This is a genomic window from Bacillus cereus, assembly GCF_007678085.1.
Taxonomy (GTDB): domain Bacteria; phylum Bacillota; class Bacilli; order Bacillales; family Bacillaceae_G; genus Bacillus_A; species Bacillus_A cereus_BE.
On record NZ_VEDW01000002.1, the window covers coordinates 574670 to 599272 of the forward strand.

The following is a 24603-nucleotide window of genomic DNA, read 5'->3' on the forward strand; positions in this document are numbered from 1 at the left end:
TATTAGTTGATGTAGGTGCATATCCTGTGAATGCTGAAAATTGTGCAAGTTGGAACGAAAGTTCATGTCGAAATTTTGTTTGTCACATCGTATGCTCATCGTTTAAGGAAGCAGCAAGGAAAATTGGATCTATGTAGATACTGAATAAGTTAAAGTTGATTTTTTATATGTATCAACATGCAAAAGAAACAGATCTCGTGATCACATAGGATATGGTACTTGCTAGTCTTCTTGTAAAAAAATGTATATGTATTGTCTCTAGGAGGTACATTTGTAACAGATGAGCAAATGGATACAATTTTATATAGTAGGTACGTATCTGCGAAATTACGCAGAAAAAGGCCTACAAAATCGTTTGATAACGTGATCGACAACACTTTCTAATAAGTTTAGAAAAAATATTGTCGAATTATAAAGGAATTTTTTAATTTATATCGAATACAAAATACGACACGGAGATGGATTTATGGGGAACAGAATTCCCGAAGAAGTTGTTGAACAGATTCGGACGTCATCGGATATTGTAGAAGTAATTGGTGAATACGTTCAACTTAGAAAACAGGGGCGTAACTATTTCGGCCTTTGTCCATTTCATGGTGAGAATTCTCCTTCATTCTCTGTTTCATCTGATAAGCAAATTTTTCATTGCTTCGGATGTGGAGAAGGTGGAAATGTATTTTCCTTTCTAATGAAAATGGAAGGACTGGCTTTTACCGAGGCTGTTCAAAAGCTAGGTGAAAGAAATGGAATTGCGGTTGCAGAGTATACATCAGGACAAGGACAACAAGAAGACATATCTGATGACACTGTCATCATGCAACAGGCTCATGAACTTTTGAAAAAGTATTATCATCATTTATTAGTAAATACAGAAGAAGGAAATGAAGCACTTTCGTATTTGTTAAAACGTGGTATTACGAAAGAAATGATTGAGAAGTTTGAAATTGGTTATGCGTCACCTGCTTGGGATGCAGCAACGAAAATTTTACAAAAAAGAGGTTTATCGCTGTCTAGTATGGAACAAGCTGGTCTTCTCATAAGAAGCGAGAAGGATGGTAGCCATTATGATCGCTTCCGTGGAAGAGTTATGTTTCCGATCTATACGTTACAAGGTAAAGTGATAGCGTTTAGTGGAAGGGCGTTAGGAGATGACACTCCCAAGTATTTAAATAGCCCTGAAACACCGATTTTTCATAAAAGTAAATTGTTGTATAACTTCCATCAAGCGAGGCCGTTTATTAGAAAACGTGGGCAAGTGGTCCTTTTTGAGGGGTATGCCGACGTACTAGCTGCGGTAAAAAGTGGTGTGGAGGAAGCTGTTGCGACAATGGGAACAGCTTTAACTGAAGAACAAGCAAAACTTCTGCGACGTAACGTTGAAACTGTTGTTCTTTGCTATGATGGTGATAAAGCAGGGCGGGAAGCAACGATGAAAGCAGGGCAATTATTGTTGCAAGTTGGTTGCCAAGTGAAAGTCACATCCTTGCCAGATAAGCTTGATCCTGATGAATATGTGCAGCAATATGGGACAACTGCTTTTGAAAATCTTGTGAAATCAAGTATAAGTTTTGTTGGTTTTAAAATAAATTATTTGCGTTTAGGGAAAAATTTGCAAGATGAGTCTGGCAAAGAAGAATATGTGAAAAGTGTTTTAAAAGAGTTATCGTTGCTACAGGATGCGATGCAGGCAGAATCATATTTGAAGTCGTTATCGCAAGAATTTTCGTATTCAATGGAAACACTTTTGAATCAATTGCACCAATATCGCAAAGAACAAAAGGTACAGCAAAAACAAGTAAAGCAGGTTTCTAAGCCATCTCAAATTGTTCAAACAAAACCGAAGTTAACAGGTTTTGAAAGGGCAGAAAGAGAAATTATTTACCATATGTTGCAAAGTCCAGAAGTGGCTGTTCGTATGGAATCCCACATAGAAGATTTTCACACAGAAGAACATAAAGGGATTTTATATGAACTATACGCATATTATGAAAAGGGAAATGAACCTTCAGTCGGAACATTTTTAAGTTGGCTCTCTGATGAAAAGTTGAAAAATATTATCACTGATATTTCGACGGATGAATTTATTAATCCAGAATACACAGAAGAAGTGTTACAAGGCCATTTGGAGACACTTAGACGTCATCAAGAAAAACTTGAAAAGACGGAAATCATCTTTAAGATAAAACAAATGGAAAAAACAGATCCTGTAGAGGCTGCTAAATATTATGTAGCATATTTACAAAATCAAAAAGCGAGAAAATAGCTTTTTTGATAAATTTTTAGTATAATGAATGTTTGTATCTCGCGTAAGGAGGGGAACAGATGGCTGACAAACCAGCTCGTTCTAAACAAATTGAAACTGAAATGACCCTTGAGCAAGTGAAAGAGCAACTCACTGAGCTCGGAAAAAAACGTGGCGTTCTTACATATGAAGAGATTGCAGAACGCATGAATGGGTTTGAAATTGAATCCGATCATATGGATGAATACTATGAATATTTAGGTGAACAAGGGATTGACTTAGTTGGCGACAATGACAACGACGAAGGCCCGAATAATCGCCAAATAGCAAAATCGGAAGAAGAATTCGACCTCAATGATTTAAGTGTACCACCAGGAGTTAAAATCAACGATCCTGTTCGTATGTATTTAAAAGAAATTGGTCGTGTAGATTTACTATCTGCAGAAGAAGAAATTCGACTTGCAACGCGTATTGAAGAAGGCGATGAAGAAGCGAAACGTCGTCTTGCAGAAGCAAACTTACGTCTTGTAGTAAGTATTGCAAAGCGCTACGTGGGCCGTGGTATGCTTTTCTTAGACTTAATCCAAGAAGGGAATATGGGTCTAATTAAAGCGGTTGAAAAGTTCGATTATCGTAAAGGTTTCAAATTTAGTACGTATGCAACTTGGTGGATTCGCCAAGCAATTACACGTGCGATTGCAGACCAAGCAAGAACAATTCGTATCCCAGTTCATATGGTTGAAACGATTAATAAGTTAATTCGTGTACAACGTCAATTATTACAAGATTTAGGACGCGAACCATCTCCAGAAGAGATTGGTGAAGAAATGGATCTTGCTCCAGAAAAAGTACGCGAAATCTTAAAAATTGCACAGGAGCCAGTTTCTCTTGAAACACCAATTGGTGAAGAAGATGACTCCCATTTAGGTGATTTTATTGAAGACCAAGAAGCAACATCGCCTGCGGACCATGCAGCGTATGAATTGCTAAAAGAACAATTAGAAGATGTGTTAGATACACTAACAGATCGTGAAGAAAATGTTCTGCGTCTTCGTTTTGGTTTAGATGATGGACGAACTCGTACGCTTGAAGAAGTTGGGAAAGTATTCGGCGTAACGAGAGAACGTATCCGTCAAATTGAAGCAAAAGCACTTCGTAAATTAAGACATCCAAGCCGTAGTAAGCGTCTTAAGGATTTCTTAGAATAGGTTCTTTTTAAGTTTACTTCACCTTTGTGAAGTAAACTTTTTTATTTTGTTAACTTTTGTTAAACTTTAGCTATCGGCAACGATTACAATTTCTTGTAATTTATTTTACAGAATTGTCTTTTGATTTGCAAATGCTCATTTTTCGATTTTTCGATTAATTTTGTTTATTCTATACAAAAATATATGTAGAAAAGTGAAAAATATGATGAGAAACGTTAATAATTATCGAAATAATAAGCGATATAACAATAAAAAACAATAAACTGAATTTATGGAATATTTTTAACGATTAGTAGTTTACTCTTTTCTGATAGAGCGTTTTCAAGTACAATGGAAATGACTGAATCATCTAACTATTTAGGGGTATAGAGGGGGGAGGAGAGATATGAAACGTAATCCGCTGATTCCGTTCGCTCTTATTGCAGCATTAGGTATTATCGTTATGTTTGTATTTTCATTTCAGGGGCTAAATAAATCTAAAGAGTTAGCTGATGCAAAAAATGGCGGGAAGCCAGCGCAAACAGCATCAAAGCCAGAGGATATTGTGAAGCAAAGCTGTACGAGCTGCCACGGTGATCAATTACAAGGGGCAGTAGGACCTAATTTACAAAAAATTGGTGGAAAACTTTCGAAAGAAGAGATTCAAGAAGTTATTTCGAAAGGTAAAGGAAACATGCCACCTAATTTAGTTCCAGCTGATCAAGCCGCTAAAGTAGCTGATTGGTTATCGAAGAAAAAATAAAGTTTCGTATGACAAGTCTTTTGCTTATGCAAAGGGCTTGTTTTTCTATATTTTCTAAAATACGATGAGTGATAGAGAACTGAATTGTTGTTATGGGCTTGCAACAACTACTATAAATTCATTATCATGGAGACAGACTGACAAGAGAAGGAGTAATGGAAATACATGAATGAAGTAAAGCTTTCAAAACGATTAGAAGAAGTTGTACGTGAGATACCAGTAGGATCTACAGTTGCTGATATTGGATCAGATCATGCGTATTTACCGTGTTATACAATAATAAATAATATTGCTACTAAGGCAGTTGCTGGAGAGGTTGTGGATGGACCATTTCGATCTGCTCAAGCAACCGTAGCTGAAAGTGGCTTACAAGATAAAGTGGATGTGCGTAAAGGGAATGGATTAGCTGTTATAGCGCCAGGAGAAGTAGATGTAATTACGGTTGCTGGAATGGGCGGAGCGTTAATTCGTGACATTTTAGAAAGTGGTAAAGACAAATTAGAAGGGGTAACGCGTTTAATTCTACAGCCGAATATTGCAGCGCACCACATTCGTGAATGGTTTATTGAGAATGGATGGGAGCTTATCCATGAAAAAATCGTAAAAGAAGATGGGAAAATTTACGAGATTATAGTAGGAGAGCGTGGAGACATCACGGTGCCTTATTCTGAAAATAAACAAGCGGAATTGTTTATGGGGCCATTTTTAATAAAAGAAAAAAGTGAAGCTTTCGTTGAAAAATGGGAAGGAGAATTGAAAAACTTCCAAAATATTTTAAAGCAGTTAGAACGTGCGGCTGATTCTGAAGAAACAAAAGCGAAGCGTGCGGAAGTAGAAGCGAAAATGAAAATGATAGAGGAGGTTTTATCATGAGTAAAATTCCAAACGGCCATGAAATTATTTCTTTATTTGAAAGTATGTATCCGAAGCATTTGGCGATGGAAGGAGATAAGATTGGCCTGCAGATTGGAGCGCTTAATAAACCTGTACAGCACGTATTGATTGCGTTAGATGTAACGGAAGAAGTTGTGGAGGAAGCAATTCAATTAGGAGCGAATGTCATTATTGCGCATCACCCTTTAATTTTTAATCCGTTAAAAGCGATTCATACAGATAAAGCGTACGGAAGAATTATTGAAACATGTATTAAAAATGATATTGCAATCTATGCAGCGCATACAAATGTGGATGTTGCTAAGGGCGGGGTAAATGATTTACTTGCTGATGCGTTAGGATTGCAAGATACAGAAGTTTTGGCACCGACATATGCAGAAGAAATGAAAAAGGTTGTTGTGTTTGTGCCAGTAACTCATGCAGAAGAAGTACGAAAGGTATTGGGAGACGCAGGTGCTGGTCATATCGGCAATTATAGCCACTGTACGTTTAGTAGTGAGGGTACAGGCACGTTTGTACCTCAAGAGGGGACAAATCCTTATATCGGGGAAACTGGACGGTTAGAACGTGTAGAAGAAGTGCGAATCGAAACGATTATTCCAGCTTCACTACAGCGAAAAGTGATTAAAGCAATGGTAACGGCACATCCATATGAAGAAGTAGCATATGATGTGTATCCACTTGATAACAAAGGTGAAACGTTAGGGCTTGGAAAAATAGGATATTTACAAGAAGAAATGACACTTGGACAGTTTGCGGAACATGTAAAGCAATCATTAGATGTAAAGGGTGCGCGAGTTGTTGGGAAATTAGATGATAAAGTGCGCAAAGTAGCTGTACTTGGTGGCGATGGTAACAAATACATGAGCCAAGCTAAGTTTAAAGGAGCGGATGTATATGTAACAGGTGACATGTATTACCATGTTGCTCATGATGCGATGATGCTCGGTTTAAATATAGTCGACCCAGGACATAACGTTGAAAAAGTAATGAAGAAGGGTGTACAAAAGCAATTACAAGAAAAAGTGGATGCAAAGAAACTCAATGTACACATTCATGCTTCGCAGTTACATACAGATCCATTTACATTTGTATAAGAAAAATAAAAACCGTTGCTCATATAGGCAACGGTTTTTATTATTGTTCTTTTTTCACTTTTACACGAGGTAATATTTTTTGTAACGGTACTTTTCGAACTCTCTCCCATGTAGCGGGATTCATTGGGTCATATTGATCTAAGAAAGCGATAACTTCTTTCGTAATTGGCGTTGGAGTAGAAGCACCTGCTGTAACAGCTACGTTTTCTACACCTTGTAGCCATTCTAATTTGATTTCACTTACATCTGCAACGCGATATGCTTTCGTACCAGCGATTTCTTGTGATACTTGTGCTAAACGGTTTGAGTTGTTACTTTTCGGATCACCGACAACAATTGTTAAGTCTGCAACATCAGCTTGTTTAGCAACAGCTTCTTGGCGCACTTGAGTTGCTAAACAAATTTCCTTATGAAATTCTGCTGTTGGGAATTTCTTCTGAATGTCCTCCATTAAATGTTGAACATCCCATTGGCTCATCGTTGTTTGATTTGTAACTAAAATTTTATCCGTTGGAATTTCTAATGTTTTTAAATCATCAGCTCTTTCGATAAGATGAACGATGTCAGGTGCAATACCAACTGCGCCTTCAGGTTCTGGATGATTTTTTTTGCCGATATAAATGACATGGTAACCTTCAGCTTTCTTTGCTTCAATAAGGTCATGTGTTTTTGTAACATCTGGGCAAGTGGCATCGATTGTTGTTAAACCTTTTTCTTTTGCACGTTGTTTAACTTCTGGAGAAACACCGTGTGCAGTGAAAATAACAGTACCAGAATCGATTTTATCTAAAATGTCTAATCGACTTGGTCCGTCTAATGTGATGATGCCATCTTCTTCGAATGCATCTGTTACATGTTTGTTGTGAACAATCATACCTAAAATATAAATAGGTCTTGGTAATGATGTATCTAATGCGGCGTTACGTGCAATAACCATCGCGTCCACAACACCGTAGCAATAACCACGAGGGGAAATTTTAACAATTTTCATATGAGTAATCCTCTCCTTCTAAACAAGGGATACTTTTGTGCATAGTCTTTTACATTATAAAGGAGGAGTGGATAGAAAACAAAGGATTGTTACACATATAGTTTTGGTTTTGTTGCTATTTTTTGAACAGGCTCCTCTCTTAATTCTTTTTCTATGACTGGCTCAATCACTATTTTTTTTCTTTTTCTTTTTTTTTGCGGAGGAGGCGGAGTTGCTGCCTCAACCTTTTCTGTTATGTCTTCAGCCTGATTTTCAGTTGAATCTTCTTCCGTACTTTTGCCAGCGGTGAGGATTTTAACAATGCTTGGTAGGTTACGCATAATAGGACCGTACTGTTCGACGACAGGACTTACAGATTGAACGACTTGGGATACTTTTTCGATATTGTTAATCATATTAGTTGGATTCGAAATTAAATTTGCAAAAAAACTGCCGATGCCGCTACTTGATGCTGCTGTAGTTGCTGCACCGCCGCGCGTTTCGTTTGATTCGTACATTTGAGGGGGAATCATTTGCTCTGGATGCTGCTGCATGTATGGTTGATATTGCTGGGAGTAGTGCGGCGGGTATTGCTGTTGGTAGTGCTGTTGATATTGAGGCGGCGGTTGCTGGTGCTGATGCATCATTGGCGGTGGTCCTTCCATTTGTCGATAAGGTGGAACCATTTGCATGAAAGGCTCGGTTGGATCGTGTTTTTTAAAGAGTTTAGCAAGGAACCCTTTCTTTTTTTGTGCCATCGGTGGTAGCTGTGGAATTGGATATGGCGTATAAGGTTGCCGCCCTTGATTCGGATACATTTGCCTTGTGGGGGATTTTGGAAACATGTGAGAAATCCTCCTTTCTTCAGTTAGGTATATACACATACAATATGCAATAAGGGGGAAGAAGGTTAGTTTTTGAAGGAAAAACCTAAACTAAAGATGGATTTTACTTGTAGATTTCGATATAATGTAGACTTGACTGATTTGTGCGCGCAGTAGAAATTTAGAAAGAAGGTGTAACTTATGACACAACAAACTTTTACACAGTATGATTTTAAACCATTTTTAATAGATGCAGTTCGTGAACTACGCTTTACAGAGCCGACAGGAATTCAACAGAAAATTTTCCCAGTCGTGAAAAAAGGTGTAAGTGTAATTGGACAATCCCAAACAGGTTCTGGGAAAACACATGCATACTTACTTCCTACATTGAACAGAATTAATGCAAGTCGTGAAGAAGTACAACTTGTTATTACAGCGCCTACTCGTGAGTTAGCACAACAAATTTACGAAGAAATCGTGAAATTAACAAAGTTTTGTGCGGAAGATCAAATGATTACAGCACGTTGTTTAATTGGTGGAACTGATAAACAACGATCAATTGAAAAGTTGAAAAAACAACCTCATATTGTAGTTGGAACACCAGGACGTATTAAAGACTTAGTAGAAGAACAAGCACTATTTGTTCATAAAGCAAATACTATTATTGTCGATGAAGCAGACTTAATGCTTGATATGGGATTCATTCATGATGTAGACAAAATTGCAGCACGCATGCCTAAAAACTTGCAAATGCTAGTTTTCTCAGCAACAATTCCTCAAAAACTAAAACCGTTTCTGAAGAAATATATGGAGAATCCAGAGCATATTCATATCAATCCAAAACAAGTTGCGGCTGGAAATATTGAGCATTATTTAGTACCTTCTAAACATCGTAACAAAATCGATTTAGTAAACAAAATGTTGCTACAATTTAAACCATATTTAGCAGTTGTTTTCACGAATACGAAGAAGATGGCGGATCAGGTTGCTGACGGATTAATGGAACGTGGCTTAAAAGTTGGGCGAATTCACGGAGATTTATCACCGCGTGATCGTAAAAAAATGATGAAACAAATTCGTGATCTTGAATTCCAATATATTGTTGCAACTGATTTAGCAGCACGTGGTATCGATATTGAAGGAATTAGTCATGTTATTAACTACGAACTTCCATCAGATTTAGATTTCTTCGTTCACCGCGTTGGAAGAACAGCGCGTGCAGGGCATTCAGGTATTGCAGTGACGATTTATGATCCAGCAAACGAAGAAGCGTTAGATAGTTTAGAAAAACAACGTCATATTGAGTTCAAGCATGTAGATTTACGCGGAGATGAGTGGGCGGATTTAGGTGAACGTCGTCGTCGTAAGAGCCGTAAAAAACCAAATGATGAACTTGACGTTATGGCAACGAAAGTTATTAAAAAGCCGAAAAAAGTAAAACCAAACTATAAACGTAAACTTGCAACAGAACGTGACAAAGTGAAGAAAAAATATAGCAATAAAAAAAGATAAGGGGAGCCCCCTTATCTTTTTTTATCCGGCTATTTGCGGGATAATAATCAGTGGGAATGGAAAAACACTGATTAAAGTTGCGCTGTAGCTAGTTACAATTTGCGTAGTGTTTTAGGAACAAACAATTCACTACATATTTCTACAAATTATGCTATCATTATATCTATTGTATATTGAAGAGGTGATTGTATGTTAAAGATTGGATCTCATGTTTCCATGAGTGGTAAGAAAATGTTATTAGCAGCAAGTGAAGAGGCTGTTTCATACGGTGCAACGACGTTTATGATTTATACAGGTGCACCGCAAAACACACGAAGAAAACCAATTGAAGAATTGAACATAGAAGCAGGAAGAAAACATATGGAACTAAACGGTATTGAGGAAATTATCGTACATGCTCCATATATTATTAATGTTGGGAATACGACGAAGCCAGAAACCTTCCAATTAGGTGTAGACTTCCTTCGTATGGAAATTGAAAGAACATCGGCATTAGGTGTGGCGAAACAAATCGTTCTTCACCCAGGTGCGCACGTTGGTGCAGGAGCAGATGCTGGTATTCAACAAATTATTAAAGGGCTTAATGAAGTATTAACGCCAGATCAGACGGTTAACATTGCGTTAGAAACGATGGCAGGAAAAGGAACAGAATGCGGTCGTAGCTTTGAAGAAATTGCAAAGATTATTGATGGTGTAAAATATAATGAAAAATTATCAGTATGCTTTGATACGTGTCATACGCACGATGCAGGATATGATATTGTAAATGATTTTGACGGCGTATTAAATGAATTTGATAAGATTGTTGGTATTGATCGTTTGCAAGTACTTCATATTAATGATAGTAAAAATGTACGCGGCGCAGGAAAGGACCGTCATGAAAATATCGGTTTCGGTCATATCGGTTATAAAGCGTTGCATCATATTGTGCATCACCCGCAGTTAATGCACGTACCAAAAATTCTTGAAACGCCATATGTAGGTGAAGATAAAAAAGATAAGAAGCCGCCATATAAATTAGAAATCGAAATGCTGAAAAATGGTGCATTTGATGAAGGGATTCTTGAGAAAATTAAAGCGCAATAAGCAATAAGGAGGGGATTTTCCCCTCCTTATTTTAGTAGTTGTTGAAATAAAGTATTTACTTGTTGGGCAGTAGCAGGGGAGGTTACTTTTGCTATTTGTTTTAAGAGCTCTAGTCGTTCGTTATTATCGTAAATGTTAATATTCTTTCCTTTCATAAGTAAAACAATTTGATCAGCTTGTGCAGTCGTAATAGAAACTTCATATTCTTTGCTATATTTCAATAACTCTTTTGTGGAAATATGATTTAATTTTTTATTTACAAGTTGTTTAATGAGGTTCATCGAGTTATCCTCCTTCACACGTTCTTCTATCGAAATATATGAGTACGTAGCTTGTACATATTCGTATAGAGTTTCTTTTTTCATGAGAAAAAGAAGCGTATGTTATAATATAAGGACAAAACTATAGAAAAAGAGTATAGGGAGGACTTATGGAGCAAAAGCAACATCGAAAAGAAAGTGTTATCCATCTTATTTATCGTTTAGTTATGATTATTTTTGGGGCAGCGTGCGCAGCGGTAGCGATTGAACTATTTTTAATGCCAAATAAAATTATTGATGGTGGAATTATTGGTATTTCTCTTATATTAGATTATCTTACTCCTAATATTTGGTGGTTAAGTTTCTCTACTTTAGTCGTTGTTCTCAATATCCCATTTATGTATTCAGGTTATAAGCAAATCGGAAAAACGTTCATGCTATCTTCAGCGTTCGGTATTGTAGCTTTAGCGTTTATTGAATCAACGTTACATGCTGTTCCGCCATTTACAACAGAGCCCATTTTAGCGACAGTGTTTGGTGGTCTTATTTTAGGTCTTGGTGTAGGGCTCGTTATTCGTCATGGTGGATCAATGGACGGAACAGAAATTATGGGTATTTTATTAACGAAAAAATTACCTTTCTCTGTTGGCGAATTTGTAATGTTTGTGAACTTATTTATTTTTGCATGGGCAGCATTTGTATTTGGTGTTGAACAAGCTATGTATTCTGTTATGACGTACTATATTGCATTTAAAACAATTGATACAGTCATTCAAGGTCTAGATGAAACGAAAGCAGTTTTAATTGTATCAGATCAATATGAGGAAGTATCAAATGCGATTTTGCATCGTCTTGGCCGTGGAACTACAAAGCTTGTAGCAAAAGGCGGTTACACGGATAAAGAAAAAGAGGTTATTTATGCCGTTGTAACGCGTCTGGAAGTGACAAAGCTGAAATCAATTGTGTATGAAATTGATGAAAATGCATTTGTTACGATTATGAGTACACAAGAGACAAATGGTGGTAAGTTTAAATCAGCTATTCACTAAAACATGTATCCTGCTATTTGAGGGTAAATAATCGATAAGGGATGACCTCATCTAATTAAGATTTCATTTTATAGGAATATTTTGCGAAAGCAGAGAATTTTTCTCTGCTTTTTGTTATAATAGTAAGGTTTCTTGAAAAAATAGATATATTTTAGGCAGATTGGTTTACAACTATAATAAGCTGTACTATAATTCAAATAGATATAAATCGGAATCATTCTGAATTAAAATAGGTGAGATGCTATGAATAATATATTAGAAATAGAAGGACTGTCATTTCGATATGAAGATCGAAATGTGTTAGAAGATATTAATTTGCAAGTTCCGAAGGGAGCTTTTTTAGGTTTAGTTGGGCCAAATGGTTCTGGGAAATCAACTTTGCTAAAATGTTTATTAGGCGTTTTAAAGCCAAAACAGGGAAGTATTCGTTTGTTTGGTGTTGATAGTAAGAAGTTTAAAGAATGGAACAAAGTTGGTTATGTGTCGCAAAAGGCAAATAGCTTTAATTCTGGTTTTCCGGCAACTGTTTTTGAAGTTGTATCAATGGGACTCGTTTCGAAAAAAGGGCTGTTTCGCTTTTTTACGAAAAACGATAAGGAAAAAGTAGAAAAAGCGATTGCTGATGTAGGGATGAGTGAGTTTCAAGGGCGCAATATCGGAGAACTTTCTGGTGGACAACAACAGCGTGTATTTATTGCTCGTGCGCTCGTTAGTGATCCTGAATTACTTATTTTGGATGAGCCCACTGTTGGAATCGATGTGAAGAATGTAGAAAGTTTTTATGAGATATTAGAGGATTTAAACAAAAGGTTAGGAATCACATTAATTCTCGTTACGCATGATATGGGAGCTGTTACTGAGAAAGTAACACATGTTGCATGCTTAAACCAACATTTACATTTCCATGGAAATGTTGAGAAGTTCCGAGAGTTAGAAGATGCGGAAATGTCCGTCTTATATGGACATCATGTTCATCGTTTAGAACACGAGCATGGGCATCACGGGAGGATATAATGATACAAGATTTTTTACAATATGACTTTTTACGTAACTCTTTATATGCAGGGATTTTAATAGGACTTGTTGCGCCGCTTATCGGTGTATTTGTTGTCATTCGCCGTATGTCGCTTATTGCGGATGCATTAAGTCACGTGACATTATCGGGTATTGCTGCAAGTTTGCTACTAGAAAAAACAATTTTCACAGGGGGGTTTTTAAATCCGTTATATATGGGAATGGTTTTTTCTATTGGTGGGGCGTTACTAATCGAAAAATTACGTACTGTATATAAACATTATCAAGAATTAGCAATTCCGATTATTCTTTCAGCAGGAATGGGGATTGGTGTTATTTTTATATCACTTGCAAATGGATTTAACACAGATTTATTTAGTTACTTATTTGGGAGTGTAAGTGCTGTAACAAGTACGGATTTAATAATCATCGGCATTGTAGCAATTGTTGTTATTGTAACGATTACTTTATTATACAAAGAGTTATTTTTACTATCGTTTGATGAGGAATATGCTGTATCAACTGGTTTGAGTGCAAAGTGGATTCACTTTATTTTCATTATATTGGTTGCTCTTGTCATTGCAGTATCAATGCGTGTAGTAGGGGTTCTTCTCGTATCATCATTAATGACGTTACCAGTTGCAGCAAGTATTCGTATTGCAAATGGATTTAAACAAACAATTTTCTTTTCCATTTTATTTGGTGAAATTGCAGTAATTGGTGGAATGTTTGCTTCATATCAACTTAATCTAGCGCCAGGTGGTACAATTGTTATGATAGCAGTTCTTATTTTAATTGGTGCGATTTTATGGAAAAAGAAAAAAACTGCATAAAGTAGGGATAGATATGAATCTAACAGAAGCTTTACGCCTAATGAAAGATAAAGGATACAAACATACTGGGAAAAGGGAAGAAATGCTCAGGTTATTTGCAGCTCACAATCGTTATTTAACGGCGAAAGACGTTTTAGAGCATATGAAGGATGATTATCCAGGTCTTAGCTTTGATACGATTTATCGTAACTTAACGGTGTTTGCTGAAATCGGTGTTTTAGAACAAACGGAATTAAACGGTGAAAAACATTTTCGTTTTACATGTTCAATTATGGAACATCATCATCATTTTATTTGTTTAGATTGCGGAGGGACGAAAGAGATTACTTCCTGCCCGATGGATTTTATGAATAAAGATTTTAACGGTTATGAAGTAACAGGTCATAAGTTTGAAATATACGGCCGTTGTCCAAAATGTGCAAAGTAAAAGCTCGTCAGTTATATAACTGATGAGCTTTTTTACGTAGAAAAGAAGGTTGCTCACAAATGTTGTGGGCAACCTTCTTTTTATTGTTCTTGTGTTTCTTTTTCTTTTTCTCGTTCAGCAGCCATTTCAGCAGCGATTACGTCGATTTCTTTTTTCAGTTCTTCTACCATTATTTCTTCTGGTACTTTACGAACAACTTGCCCTTTACGGAATAATAATCCTTCTCCACGTGCGCCGGCAATGCCAATATCAGCTTCACGAGCTTCACCAGGACCATTTACAGCGCAGCCAAGTACTGCAACTTTAATTGGTACTTGTAGTGTAGAGATATATTCTTCCACCTCGTTAGCAATGCTAATTAAATCAATTTCAATACGACCGCAAGTTGGGCAAGAAATAAGTGTTGCTGCATTAGATGCAAGGCCGAATGACTTTAATAGTTCACGCGCAACTTTTACTTCTTCAACTGGGTCAGCACTTAATGAAATACGTAGTGTATTTCCGATGCCTTTATTTAAGATTGCTCCAAGACCAGCGGCACTTTTTACAGTTCCAGCAAATAATGTTCCAGATTCTGTAATACCTAAATGTAATGGATAATCAAAAGCACGTGCAGCTTTTTCGTATGCTTCAATTGCTAAATTAACATCAGAGGCTTTCATAGATACGATAATATCGTGGAAATCTAAGTCCTCTAAAATTTTAATGTGATGTAGGGCGCTCTCGACCATACCATCTGCAGTTGGGTATCCGTACTTTTCTAAAATGTGACGCTCTAATGAACCTGCGTTTACACCGATACGGATTGGAATACCGCGTTCTTTTGCTGCATTTACAACAGCTTCTACTTTATGGCGACGACCAATGTTACCTGGATTGATACGTACTTTATCAATGCCACCTTCAATTGCTTTTAAAGCAAGGCGATAATCAAAATGAATATCAGCAACAAGTGGAATGTTGATTTGTTTTTTAATATCAGCAATAGCATTTGCCGCGCGTTCGTCTGGAACAGCAACACGCACGACTTGACAGCCAGCTTCTTCTAAACGTTTAATTTCAGCAACTGTTGCTTCAACATCATGTGTTTTTGTTGTTGTCATACTTTGTATAATTAATTCATTATTACCGCCAATTGTTAAATTACCGACTTTAACTGGACGTGTTTTTGTACGATGAGTCATTTCATTCACGAATAGATCGCTCTCCTTATAAAAGAAGTTTCTTATTTAGTCCCTTATATCAATGATAGTATACGTGACATAGGGCTATAGAAACCGAAGTGCTCGGTTTCACTTTTACTATTGTATCAGCGCCTTTATGTAATTGACAAGGATTAAGTGATTGCTTATTGATATAACGGGAATTTATAAGACTTTCCAATTTGTATTTTTGTAGCAGATGTACTTTTGTTCAGCTGTTTAAAGTCATCAATTACCTTTTCAATAGAAGGGATTTTTTTCTTGTTAATTTGTTCAGTAATAGAAAGAACTGTCTCACCTGTTTTGACTTCAATTGTTTTATAAGAGACATCTGTTTCTTTTTCTGCTTTGTTCTCTTTCTGTTGTTTTGTATCTGTACTTTCTTGTTTTATCGTTTGGGCTGCAGTTGTTTTTTTATATGAACTTAACATCGGTAAAGTGCCGATTTTTATATCGTAATAAAATATATAACCAAGAACAAGCACGAATAAGAATACACCTAATCTTTTCATATTCTTCACTCCTTTGCTAGGAATATATGCTTGTCCAAAAAAAAAATGCCTATTTAGGCATTTTTTTCGTTATTATTTTTCTTTCGGTTTGGGAACTTCTTTAATCGTTAAGTATAGAACAATTAAAACAACCGCGATATAAATGAATGTTGAACCAGGTACAACAATTTTGAATGAATCCATAATCATAAAGAAGATGGTTGGAATTGTGTAGCTGTAAGCAGTTAACGTCCATACTTGCTTATAAGATAATTTACGTTGACCACTCATAGCAGAACCTATAAACGCAAGTAAAGTAATTCCTAAGAAAGTAATAAACAGTTGGAATAGGTATACTAACACGCCGATAACAGCTAATAAAATTGGATAAATACTATCGAATACAGAAATGAAATCTTGCAAATCTTTCTTCTCAAGAGATGTTCCTAATAAATCATTGTAGGAGTATGTTTGTGTTTGACCATTTCCTATAGAAACTACTTTATCTTTTAAAATAAATAAACCAGTTTTATTTTGGTATTGTTCTATATCTGTTGTATTTGGATCAAATACGAAAAGAGCATCTCCCTCTTCTTTTTGAATAGGTTGTTCAATATCAGCTTTTAGTTCACCATTTTCAATTTTAAAATCAGGTAAATCTTTTTCAATTGCTTGATTTACCATAGTAACACTATCTTGGATAAAGCTACCGTAAAAGAACGTTCTTGGAATAGTAGTGATTAGACAAAGTAGCATAATATACAAAATGGTTTTTCCGATTTTTTGAAAACGGAATAGCGCCATATCTTTAGGCGAATATACGCTTTTTGCTAATTGGGTAAATATGGACATAGGTTCACTTCCTTTATGTATGTATAAAATCATTGTAACGTAGGGATCTAGAGAATCTCAAGATATATTATATTTACATATAGTGGAGATAACTAAATTTCTTTTTATTAATTTTCTTCTTTTAAATGAGAAAAATACAATTGACACTTTTCTTTTCCATATGGTAAATTTATCTTACATTTCTTAAAGGATATATCCGATAGGAATTCCTTTATTTGATATATTGTTACATACATAATTGTGGACCCTTAGCTCAGCTGGTTAGAGCAGACGGCTCATAACCGTCCGGTCGTAGGTTCGAGTCCTACAGGGTCCATATCCATTTCGCATGTTTATTACGTCAGCAGGAAGCTTCCTTGTAGAAGGGAGCTTTTTTTATGAAATATATGAGCATTTTAATTGAAAAGAAGTGGGAATTTTGCTACTTTAATGATAGCAAGACAATGTGATTTATTTGTTTGCACCCTATGGCAATTAGGGTAGAATGAAGTTGTATGTCACTTAAGTGGCAATACATAAACTGGGAGGAATATAACAATGGCAAAACACGAATTACCAAATTTACCTTATGCGTATGATGCTTTAGAGCCTCACTTTGACAAAGAAACAATGAACATCCATCATACAAAACACCATAACACGTACATTACAAACTTAAACGCTGCTTTAGAAGGTCATGCAGAATTAGCTGACAAAAGCGTAGAAGAATTAGTTACAAACTTAAACGAAGTACCAGAAGCAATCCGTACAGCAGTACGTAACAATGGTGGCGGACATGCTAACCATACATTCTTCTGGACAATCTTATCTCCAAACGGCGGCGGACAACCAGTAGGCGAACTTGCAACTGCAATTGAAGCGAAATTCGGTAGCTTCGATGCATTCAAAGAAGAATTCGCAAAAGCTGGCGCAACTCGCTTTGGTTCTGGTTGGGCTTGGTTAGTAGTAAACAATGGTGAGTTAGAAGTAACAAGCACACCAAACCAAGATTCTCCTCTAACTGAAGGTAAAACTCCAGTTGTTGGTTTAGATGTTTGGGAACATGCTTACTACCTAAATTACCAAAACCGTCGTCCGGACTACATCGGTGCATTCTGGAACGTTGTAGATTGGAACGCTGCTGAAAAACGTTACCAAGAAGCAAAATAATTGTAATAACGATAGAAAAAAAGCTAGGAGAATGCTCCTAGCTTTTTTTCTATGCTTTCCTTTTACATAATTGGGCTTGTCTTTGGAAGACTAGAACATGAAGTAAAGGAGAGTTGTGTATGAAGTGGAAACATATAATTGGTGACGTTGAAGTGAATCGGGATTTAGTGTTATTGCTCCTTATTGGAGGCTTATACACGCTCGCAATTTCTTTATCGAATACGTTTGTTAATATTTATTTATGGAAACAAACACAAAATTATGTGAATCTTGGCTTGTATAATTTGGCCAGCGTTGTATTACAGCCTCTCACATTTCTTATAGGTGGGAAATTAGCGAAACGTATTGATCGCTCAATCTTGTTACGAATAGGCGTAGGCACGTTAGCAATTTTTTTTATCGTTGTTTTAGTAGCGGGAAAAAGCGCTTCTCACTATATTTTATTAATGGGGGCTCTTTTAGGAGTCGGATATGGTTTTTACTGGCTCGCGTTTAACTTATTAACATTTGAGATTACAGAACCAGAAACAAGAGATTTCTTTAATGGGTTTCTTGGACTTCTTACATCCTTCTCTGGCATGATTGGACCGATAGCAGCTGGATACACAATTTCACGTATGGAAAAATGGAGTGGCTATACAGTCATATTCTTTCTTTCGTTACTGTTATTTGCAATTGCTGTCATTTTAAGCTTTTTTGTATCTAAGAGAGAATGTGAAGGACGGTATGAAATTGTACAAGTATTGAAAGAGCGGCAGATTGATAAAAATTGGGGGAGAATTACACGTGCTCATTTTTTTCAAGGGCTGAGAGAGGGAACATTTATTTTTGTGATTTCCGTGTACGTGTATTTAGCAACTGATAGTGAGCTCGCATTAGGGAAGTATAGCTTAGTAAATTCGGCTGTATCATTTGTGTGTTACTATTTAGTTACCCGTATGTTAAAGAAAGAGTGGCGGAAAAAAGCAATTTTGCTTGGAGGCATTATTTTATATGCTGTCGTATTTTTAGTTATATTCAACGTTACATACACAAAATTACTTATTTATGCAGCGTGTATTGCAATTGCATACCCTATTTTGCTCGTTCCGTATGGCTCCATGACATATGATGTAATTGGCAGAGCGAAAAATGCGAGAGAGTGGCGTGTAGAGTATGTAGTTGTCCGGGAATTATGGTTAAATGCAGGAAGAATTTGCTCGATTTTAAGTTTTTTATGTGCTGTACTATTCTTTCCGCCTGAAAAAAGTTTACCTTACTTATTATGTATTTTAGGTGCAGGACATTTCCTTATTTATTTTGCAGTTAAAAATGTCAAATATGATGAGGGAAATGCGAGTAAAACAAGTGTTGTAACGCAAGCGACTGCGCAGAATCAAACAGAACCAGAAGGTTAACTTCTCGGTTGTTTTATGCTAGAATAGAAAAAGATGTAAGACAGCAGTGAGGACACCTGTATGAAGGTGTCCCTTTCACATTACATAGCTGTTGGTAGAGGGGGTTTGTATGAGCAAGAAGCAGAAACAACAAAAGAAAAAGACTCACGTTCCTTTTCGGTTAAACGTGCTGTTTTTCTGCGTGTTTTTATTGTTCTCCGCGGTTATTGTAAGGCTTGGATATGTACAAATTGTTCGCGGTGAGGAATATAAGAATGAAGTGGAGAGGAAAGAGAACTCGACGATAAGTAATCCTGTACCACGTGGGAAAATATTTGACCGTTATGGACGAGCTGTAGTAGATAATGCAGCTGTACGTACGATTACATTTACAAAAATGAAAGGGTCAACTGCAGAGGCTCGCTTAGAAACAGCGGAAAAGCTAGCAGATTTGATTGAAGTACCGACAGATAAATTAACAGATCGCGATAAAAAAGATTATTGGCTTGCTATGCATAAAGAGGAAGCTAAAGAAAAAATTACAAATAAAGATCTTCAAGAGTTAAAAGATAAAAAAATTGACGATAAAGAATTAGATGAGCGTCAACGAAATCGCGTGACAGAAGAAGAAGTGAATCAATTATCCGCAAAAGATTTAGAAGTGCTAGCAATTAAAAGCAAAATGGACGGCGGATATGCGATGACGCCACAAGTCATTAAAAAGGATGCTACAGAACAAGAATACGCGATTATTAGTGAAAATCTAGCAGCATTACCGGGCGTAGATACGAATGTTGATTGGGATCGAAAGTATATTTATGATGATTTATTCCGAAGTGTACTTGGCGGGGTGTCAACGTCTGATGAAGGTTTACCTAGAGAAAGACTAGATTACTATCTTGTTCGTGATTATAATCGAAATGACCGCGTAGGAAAAAGTTATCTTGAGCAGCAATATGAAGATAGTTTGCACGGTAATAAAGCAGAAGTGAAAAATATTACAGATAAAAACGGTAATATTTTAGAAACGATTAATGTATCAAAAGGACAAAGTGGTAATAATCTGAATTTAACAATTGATATGGAATTACAAAAGCGTGTAGAAGAAATTATCACTAAAAATTTATTGAGATATAAAGGGGGACAACCTCTTTTAGATCGTGCATTCGTTGTAATGATGAATCCAAAAAATGGTGAAGTTTTATCTATGGCAGGGAAACAGTTAGTGGAAGAAAATGGCGAAACGAAAGTGCAAGATTTCGCATTAGGAACGATGACAAGCTCTTATCCGATGGGATCAACTGTAAAAGGTGCGACAGTACTTACAGGATATCAAACAAATGCGATTCAACCAGGTTCAGTTCAACTCGATGAGCCAATCGTATTGAAAGGAACGCCGAAAAAATCTTCTTGGAAGACGATGGGATATATTAATGATCTGACAGCATTAAAAATGTCTTCTAACGTATATATGTTTAAAACAGCGATGAATATCGCAGGTGTTCCATATGTGAGAGGTGGTACGTTAGATATACCACAAAAAGCATTTGATACGATGCGTTATTATTTCGGACAGTTTGGACTTGGCGTAAAAACCGGTATTGATTTACCGAATGAATCTGCGGGTCAAACAGGTAAAGGAACTCAGCCAGGTTTCCTATTAGATTTATCAATTGGACAATATGATACGTATACACCACTTCAATTAGCACAATATGTTTCGACAATTGCAAATGGTGGTTATCGTATGCAGCCGCAAGTTGTAAAAGAAATTCGTGAACCGGCAGTGAAACCAGACGAAGTTGGAAAAGTGGTTCATTCAATGGAACCGAAAGTACTAAATCGTATTGATATGCCTGAATCACAAATTAAACGCGTTCAGGAAGGATTTAGACAAGTATTTAATGAGTCTGGTGGTACAGCTGCGAAATACTTTGCAGGTGCACCATATAAAGCTGCTGGTAAAACAGGTACAGCCCAAACTGTGTATGGCGGAGATAAAGAGATTGGTAGAAATGCAAAAAATGAACGTAAAGAGACATATAACTTAACGTTAGTAGGTTATGCGCCACTTGAAGACCCTGAAGTAGCATTTTCTGTTGTTGTACCTTGGGTAGATGATAAATCAGGTATTAACGGTTATATTAGCCGTGACATTATGGATGCGTACTTTGATTTGAAAAAAGTAGAAAATGGCGAAGCTACACAAGAGGAAATAGATAAGAAAAATAAAAATAAAAAGCAAGATGATGAATAAAGAAGTTGTAAAAAAGCACACTATCTGAAAAGATAGTGTGCTTTTTTTTATGGTTCACGCATACGTTTTAATAAAGTGGACAAGCATATCATATCGGAAAATCAAGGGCCTCATAAATGATACTTGTGCATCTTTCTGGAGGATAACGGTTTTATGGACCAATCATCAGTGAAGATGAACAATGGCTACGGATTAAATTTTTACTTAATGTTGATTCTTGTGGAACTTTACAAAACTTTTACAAACAATTAAAACCGAATTAATAGTTTAGCAGTATTCTTATATCTGTAATCCTGTTATTTCCGGTTACTTCTAGGAGGAAGAACACGTGAAATGGATAAGTGCATCGATTAAAGTTTTCATACTGTCGACATGTTTCCTTTATGTTGGCACGTCTACTGCATTTGCTGTGAATGAAATGGGGGAAGTGAGAGTTGATGGATCCTCAACAGTTTTTCCTATTATAGAAGCGGTAGCGGAGGAATATACAAAGGTGCATCCAAACGTGAAAATTTCCATCAGTGTTTCTGGAACAGGAGGAGGATTTAATCGTTTCAGTAAAGGAGAAGTAGATATAAATAATGCTTCGAGAGCAATGAAACAAGTGGAAGAAAATGAAATGAAGAAAAACTCCATTCAGTTTACACCGTTTGAAGTCGCTTACGATGGCCTTACGATTGTTGTGAATCGCCAAAATACTTGGGTAGACGATATGACGGTAGACGAGTTACGTCTATTATGGAGTGAAGATGGAAGCGAAAAGCGATGGTCACAAATTCATTCATCATGGCCACGTGAACAGGTGAAGTTTTATGCGCCAGGTGTAGACTCTGGTACGTATGATTATTTTCAAAATGTCATCTTACAAAATAGTCGCATTGTAAAAAGAGTCTCTTTGTCTGAAGATGATCAAGTTATTATGCAAGGGGTAATGAATGATAAAAATGCCATTGCTTTTGTAGGATATGCTTATTATATGGCCAATCGAGATAAGGTGAGAGCAATAAAAGTGAATGGTGTACTTCCGACGAAAGATACTATTCAATCAGGTAAGTATAAGCCATTATCTAGGCCGCTATTCGCTTATGTGAATGATGCATCTATCCGAAATAAAATGAATGTAGCAAATTATATTGAGTTTATGATTCAGCATGTGGGTGATCTCGCTGAAGAGGTTGGATATGTAAAATTACCAAAAGAAAAATACAATGAACAGCTGCGGATGTTAACAGAAATAAAAAGGTAATGTCAGGGTGGAAAGGGGTTTTCATCTTTGGCTCATAATGACAAAAGTCAAATTACATTTTCTGTGCAACATTTGATTGAAAGAAATACAAAACAAAGAAAAAAAACGCAGCGAATCAATCGAATCGTTCCATTATTACTAAAAATAATTGCTAGCGTGTCTATTGTAACGACACTTGGAATTATTTTCACATTGGCAAATGAAACATTGATGTTTTTTCAAAAAATACCATTACTCTCCTTTTTGACGGGAAAAGAATGGTTACCTTTTTTTGAAGATCCTAAATTCGGTATATTACCACTTATATGTGGAACGTTCCTTGTAACAGGAATTGCCATGCTCGTCGCAATTCCTATCGGTTTAGCCTGTGCCGTATTTTTAAGCGAATATGCTTCAAACGGTGCAAGGAAAGTATTAAAACCGATGTTAGAACTATTAGCAGGTATCCCGACAATTGTATATGGTTTTTTTGCATTAACAGTTGTCACACCGCTTTTACAACGGATTATATCAGATTTACAGTTTTTTAATGCGATTAGTCCAGGTATTGTTATTGGCTTTATGATGATACCTACAATTGCATCTCTATCTGAAGACGCGATGAGAGCTGTAGCGAAAGGAACGAAAGAAGCTTCGTTAGCACTTGGAGCAACTCGGTTTGAGATGGTAAAACAAGTCGTGTTTCCTTCGGCTTTTACAGGGATTATGGCAGCGATCATATTAGCTGCTTCCAGAGCAATTGGTGAAACGATGATCGTTGTAATTGCAGCGGGATCTACGCCGAACGTATCGCTCGATCCGACACAATCTATTCAAACGCTAACAGCTTATATTGTGCAAGTGAGTTTAGGTGATGCTCCGCATGGAACAATTACTTATTACAGCATGTACGCTGTAGGCGCAACGTTATTCTTATTTACTTTTATTATGAACATCATTTCGCAGTTTATTATGCGCCGCTTTAGGAGGGTGACATAATATGCGAATGTTGAATCATAAAAAGATACAAGAAAATATGGCGTCACGTTTTTTTAAAGATCGAGTTTACAAAGTGTTATTTTATATAGCTATTTTGTTTTCAATAGTAATACTGCTTATTTTGCTTTTTCAAATTTTTGAAAAAGGCATAAGTTATCTTTCGTTAGATTTCTTTACAAACTTCGCTTCGCGTAATCCGAAAGAGGCTGGGATTGCTGCAGCTTTGTCAGGAACAATATTATTTATGAGTATTGTTATACCAGTCTCCTTTATATTTGGAGTCGGAACTGCTCTTTATTTAGAGCAGTATGCAAAGGAATCTATATTTAAAAAGGTAATAGAAATTAATAATCAAACGTTAGCAGGAGTACCTTCCGTTGTATTTGGATTACTCGGCTTAACTATTTTTGTATACGCTCTTCATTTAGGTGAGAGTATTATTGCGGCGGCACTGACGATGAGTTTACTCGTTTTACCGACAGTTGTTGTAGCGAGTCAAGAAGCGATACGATCTGTACCAAGTTCAGTATTAGAAGCTTCTTACGGATTAGGTGCTACGAAGTGGCAAACGATGTATCAAATTGTATTGCCCTATGCTTTCCCAGGGATTATAACGGGTTGTACGTTAGCGATATCAAGGGCGATTGGAGAAGCGGCACCGTTATTAGTTATCGGGGCACTTGCATTTGCAAATTATGTTCCATTTAGTATGTTTGATAGATTTACAGTTTTACCAATTCAAATTTTTAATTGGATGAGTAGGCCGCAAGAAGAATTTCAGTATGTAGCAGCTGCTGGGATGATTGTTTTGTTAGGTTTATTGCTCTTAATCAATATATTTGTCTTATGGTTACGAAATCGAAAATAAGTTGGAAATGGATGAAAGGGGAATTC

23 protein-coding genes and 1 tRNA gene are annotated in these 24603 nt (G+C 36.5%); 18 read left to right on the forward strand and 6 right to left on the reverse strand.

Annotated features, from left to right (window positions below):
* The first annotated feature begins 466 nt into the window (after positions 1-466).
* The 5 genes from dnaG to FS742_RS12135 all read left to right on the forward strand — a co-directional run bounded on the left by dnaG (position 467) and on the right by FS742_RS12135 (position 6183).
* On the forward strand, positions 467-2263 hold the full coding sequence (dnaG, locus tag FS742_RS12115) for a DNA primase (RefSeq protein WP_144612566.1): 1797 nt from the start codon (positions 467-469) through the stop codon (positions 2261-2263).
* A 59-nt stretch (positions 2264-2322) separates the two neighbouring features.
* On the forward strand, positions 2323-3450 hold the full coding sequence (gene rpoD / locus FS742_RS12120; RefSeq protein WP_144612568.1) for an RNA polymerase sigma factor RpoD: 1128 nt from the start codon (positions 2323-2325) through the stop codon (positions 3448-3450).
* A 385-nt stretch (positions 3451-3835) separates the two neighbouring features.
* On the forward strand, positions 3836-4192 hold the full coding sequence (cccA, locus tag FS742_RS12125; protein ID WP_000828148.1) for a cytochrome c550: 357 nt from the start codon (positions 3836-3838) through the stop codon (positions 4190-4192).
* Positions 4193-4357: 165 nt separating this feature from the next.
* Positions 4358-5065, forward strand: coding sequence for a tRNA (adenine(22)-N(1))-methyltransferase (locus FS742_RS12130; protein ID WP_144612569.1), 708 nt, complete (start codon positions 4358-4360; stop codon positions 5063-5065).
* Positions 5062-6183, forward strand: coding sequence for a Nif3-like dinuclear metal center hexameric protein (locus tag FS742_RS12135; RefSeq protein ID WP_144612571.1), 1122 nt, complete (start codon positions 5062-5064; stop codon positions 6181-6183). The genes FS742_RS12130 and FS742_RS12135 overlap by 4 nt, the downstream gene beginning before the upstream one ends.
* Positions 6184-6223: 40 nt before the next feature.
* Here FS742_RS12135 and FS742_RS12140 read toward each other — a convergent pair whose 3' ends face one another.
* Both FS742_RS12140 and vrrA read right to left on the reverse strand, forming a co-directional pair.
* Complete coding sequence (locus FS742_RS12140; protein WP_048531213.1) at positions 6224-7174, reverse strand: 4-hydroxy-3-methylbut-2-enyl diphosphate reductase; 951 nt, start codon at positions 7172-7174, stop codon at positions 6224-6226.
* Between the two features lie 89 nt (positions 7175-7263).
* On the reverse strand, positions 7264-7998 hold the full coding sequence (gene vrrA, locus FS742_RS12145; protein WP_144612572.1) for a VrrA/YqfQ family protein: 735 nt from the start codon (positions 7996-7998) through the stop codon (positions 7264-7266).
* 180 nt (positions 7999-8178) lie between these two features.
* Here vrrA and FS742_RS12150 point away from each other — a divergent pair, with 180 nt between their 5' ends.
* Together FS742_RS12150 and FS742_RS12155 are read left to right on the forward strand one after the other, a co-directional pair.
* Positions 8179-9489 carry a DEAD/DEAH box helicase gene (locus FS742_RS12150; RefSeq protein ID WP_048531209.1) on the forward strand — a complete coding sequence of 437 codons (1311 nt, stop codon included), beginning with the start codon at positions 8179-8181 and terminating at the stop codon, positions 9487-9489.
* A gap of 189 nt (positions 9490-9678) precedes the next feature.
* The gene (locus FS742_RS12155) at positions 9679-10575 is read left to right on the forward strand and encodes a deoxyribonuclease IV (protein ID WP_144612574.1); all 897 of its coding nucleotides are present in this window, start codon (positions 9679-9681) and stop codon (positions 10573-10575) included.
* A 26-nt stretch (positions 10576-10601) separates the two neighbouring features.
* On the opposite strand, the gene FS742_RS12160 is transcribed toward FS742_RS12155, so the two are convergent.
* On the reverse strand, positions 10602-10856 hold the full coding sequence (locus FS742_RS12160) for a DUF2624 domain-containing protein (protein WP_097843966.1): 255 nt from the start codon (positions 10854-10856) through the stop codon (positions 10602-10604).
* Positions 10857-11005: 149 nt separating this feature from the next.
* On the opposite strand from FS742_RS12160, the gene FS742_RS12165 reads away from it, so the two are divergent.
* From FS742_RS12165 to FS742_RS12180, 4 genes are all read left to right on the forward strand, one after another.
* Entirely contained in the window at positions 11006-11884 is an 879-nt protein-coding gene (locus FS742_RS12165) for a YitT family protein (RefSeq protein WP_144612575.1), read from the forward strand.
* Between the two features lie 243 nt (positions 11885-12127).
* The gene (locus FS742_RS12170; protein ID WP_098374008.1) at positions 12128-12898 is read left to right on the forward strand and encodes a metal ABC transporter ATP-binding protein; all 771 of its coding nucleotides are present in this window, start codon (positions 12128-12130) and stop codon (positions 12896-12898) included.
* Positions 12898-13731: a metal ABC transporter permease gene (locus FS742_RS12175; protein WP_000613828.1), complete on the forward strand. Its 834-nt coding sequence runs from the start codon at positions 12898-12900 to the stop codon at positions 13729-13731. Before FS742_RS12170 ends, FS742_RS12175 begins: the two co-directional genes overlap by 1 nt.
* Before the next feature lie 13 nt (positions 13732-13744).
* Positions 13745-14158: a Fur family transcriptional regulator gene (locus FS742_RS12180; protein WP_001054512.1), complete on the forward strand. Its 414-nt coding sequence runs from the start codon at positions 13745-13747 to the stop codon at positions 14156-14158.
* Positions 14159-14238: 80 nt separating this feature from the next.
* Here FS742_RS12180 and ispG read toward each other — a convergent pair whose 3' ends face one another.
* From ispG to FS742_RS12195, 3 genes are all read right to left on the reverse strand, one after another.
* Positions 14239-15342: a flavodoxin-dependent (E)-4-hydroxy-3-methylbut-2-enyl-diphosphate synthase gene (gene ispG, locus FS742_RS12185; RefSeq protein ID WP_002194540.1), complete on the reverse strand. Its 1104-nt coding sequence runs from the start codon at positions 15340-15342 to the stop codon at positions 14239-14241.
* 164 nt (positions 15343-15506) lie between these two features.
* On the reverse strand, positions 15507-15872 hold the full coding sequence (locus tag FS742_RS12190) for a hypothetical protein (protein WP_144612577.1): 366 nt from the start codon (positions 15870-15872) through the stop codon (positions 15507-15509).
* A gap of 72 nt (positions 15873-15944) precedes the next feature.
* Positions 15945-16703 (reverse strand): DUF1189 domain-containing protein, encoded by a 759-nt coding sequence (locus tag FS742_RS12195; protein WP_048531197.1) that lies wholly within the window; start codon positions 16701-16703, stop codon positions 15945-15947.
* 242 nt (positions 16704-16945) lie between these two features.
* Here FS742_RS12195 and FS742_RS12200 point away from each other — a divergent pair.
* The 7 genes from FS742_RS12200 (at position 16946) to pstA (ending at position 24577) form a co-directional block, all read left to right on the forward strand.
* Positions 16946-17019, forward strand: a tRNA-Ile gene (locus tag FS742_RS12200).
* 221 nt (positions 17020-17240) lie between these two features.
* Positions 17241-17852, forward strand: a complete 612-nt coding sequence (gene sodA / locus FS742_RS12205; protein ID WP_144612579.1) for a superoxide dismutase [Mn] — start codon at positions 17241-17243, stop codon at positions 17850-17852.
* A 119-nt stretch (positions 17853-17971) separates the two neighbouring features.
* Positions 17972-19249 carry an MFS transporter gene (locus FS742_RS12210; protein ID WP_144612581.1) on the forward strand — a complete coding sequence of 426 codons (1278 nt, stop codon included), beginning with the start codon at positions 17972-17974 and terminating at the stop codon, positions 19247-19249.
* Between the two features lie 109 nt (positions 19250-19358).
* On the forward strand, positions 19359-21485 hold the full coding sequence (locus FS742_RS12215; RefSeq protein ID WP_144612583.1) for a peptidoglycan D,D-transpeptidase FtsI family protein: 2127 nt from the start codon (positions 19359-19361) through the stop codon (positions 21483-21485).
* Between the two features lie 328 nt (positions 21486-21813).
* The gene (gene phoX / locus FS742_RS12220) at positions 21814-22731 is read left to right on the forward strand and encodes a phosphate ABC transporter substrate-binding protein PhoX (protein ID WP_144612585.1); all 918 of its coding nucleotides are present in this window, start codon (positions 21814-21816) and stop codon (positions 22729-22731) included.
* Between the two features lie 27 nt (positions 22732-22758).
* Positions 22759-23709, forward strand: a complete 951-nt coding sequence (gene pstC, locus FS742_RS12225) for a phosphate ABC transporter permease subunit PstC (protein ID WP_144612587.1) — start codon at positions 22759-22761, stop codon at positions 23707-23709.
* Position 23710: 1 nt separating this feature from the next.
* Positions 23711-24577: a phosphate ABC transporter permease PstA gene (gene pstA, locus FS742_RS12230; protein WP_144612589.1), complete on the forward strand. Its 867-nt coding sequence runs from the start codon at positions 23711-23713 to the stop codon at positions 24575-24577.
* The last annotated feature ends 26 nt before the right edge of the window (positions 24578-24603 follow it).

Excerpts from the sequence above, each read along its gene's own strand:
- dnaG (WP_144612566.1), top strand. The coding sequence starts at position 467 with ATGGGGAACAGAATTCCCGAAGAAGTTGTTGAACAGATTCGGACGTCA.
- rpoD (WP_144612568.1), top strand. The coding sequence starts at position 2,323 with ATGGCTGACAAACCAGCTCGTTCTAAACAAATTGAAACTGAAATGACC.
- cccA (WP_000828148.1), top strand. The coding sequence starts at position 3,836 with ATGAAACGTAATCCGCTGATTCCGTTCGCTCTTATTGCAGCATTAGGT.
- FS742_RS12130 (WP_144612569.1), top strand. The coding sequence starts at position 4,358 with ATGAATGAAGTAAAGCTTTCAAAACGATTAGAAGAAGTTGTACGTGAG.
- FS742_RS12135 (WP_144612571.1), top strand. The coding sequence starts at position 5,062 with ATGAGTAAAATTCCAAACGGCCATGAAATTATTTCTTTATTTGAAAGT.
- FS742_RS12140 (WP_048531213.1), bottom strand. The coding sequence starts at position 7,174 with ATGAAAATTGTTAAAATTTCCCCTCGTGGTTATTGCTACGGTGTTGTG.
- vrrA (WP_144612572.1), bottom strand. The coding sequence starts at position 7,998 with ATGTTTCCAAAATCCCCCACAAGGCAAATGTATCCGAATCAAGGGCGG.
- FS742_RS12150 (WP_048531209.1), top strand. The coding sequence starts at position 8,179 with ATGACACAACAAACTTTTACACAGTATGATTTTAAACCATTTTTAATA.
- FS742_RS12155 (WP_144612574.1), top strand. The coding sequence starts at position 9,679 with ATGTTAAAGATTGGATCTCATGTTTCCATGAGTGGTAAGAAAATGTTA.
- FS742_RS12160 (WP_097843966.1), bottom strand. The coding sequence starts at position 10,856 with ATGAACCTCATTAAACAACTTGTAAATAAAAAATTAAATCATATTTCC.
- FS742_RS12165 (WP_144612575.1), top strand. The coding sequence starts at position 11,006 with ATGGAGCAAAAGCAACATCGAAAAGAAAGTGTTATCCATCTTATTTAT.
- FS742_RS12170 (WP_098374008.1), top strand. The coding sequence starts at position 12,128 with ATGAATAATATATTAGAAATAGAAGGACTGTCATTTCGATATGAAGAT.
- FS742_RS12175 (WP_000613828.1), top strand. The coding sequence starts at position 12,898 with ATGATACAAGATTTTTTACAATATGACTTTTTACGTAACTCTTTATAT.
- FS742_RS12180 (WP_001054512.1), top strand. The coding sequence starts at position 13,745 with ATGAATCTAACAGAAGCTTTACGCCTAATGAAAGATAAAGGATACAAA.
- ispG (WP_002194540.1), bottom strand. The coding sequence starts at position 15,342 with ATGACTCATCGTACAAAAACACGTCCAGTTAAAGTCGGTAATTTAACA.
- FS742_RS12190 (WP_144612577.1), bottom strand. The coding sequence starts at position 15,872 with ATGAAAAGATTAGGTGTATTCTTATTCGTGCTTGTTCTTGGTTATATA.
- FS742_RS12195 (WP_048531197.1), bottom strand. The coding sequence starts at position 16,703 with ATGTCCATATTTACCCAATTAGCAAAAAGCGTATATTCGCCTAAAGAT.
- sodA (WP_144612579.1), top strand. The coding sequence starts at position 17,241 with ATGGCAAAACACGAATTACCAAATTTACCTTATGCGTATGATGCTTTA.
- FS742_RS12210 (WP_144612581.1), top strand. The coding sequence starts at position 17,972 with ATGAAGTGGAAACATATAATTGGTGACGTTGAAGTGAATCGGGATTTA.
- FS742_RS12215 (WP_144612583.1), top strand. The coding sequence starts at position 19,359 with ATGAGCAAGAAGCAGAAACAACAAAAGAAAAAGACTCACGTTCCTTTT.
- pstA (WP_144612589.1), top strand. The coding sequence starts at position 23,711 with ATGCGAATGTTGAATCATAAAAAGATACAAGAAAATATGGCGTCACGT.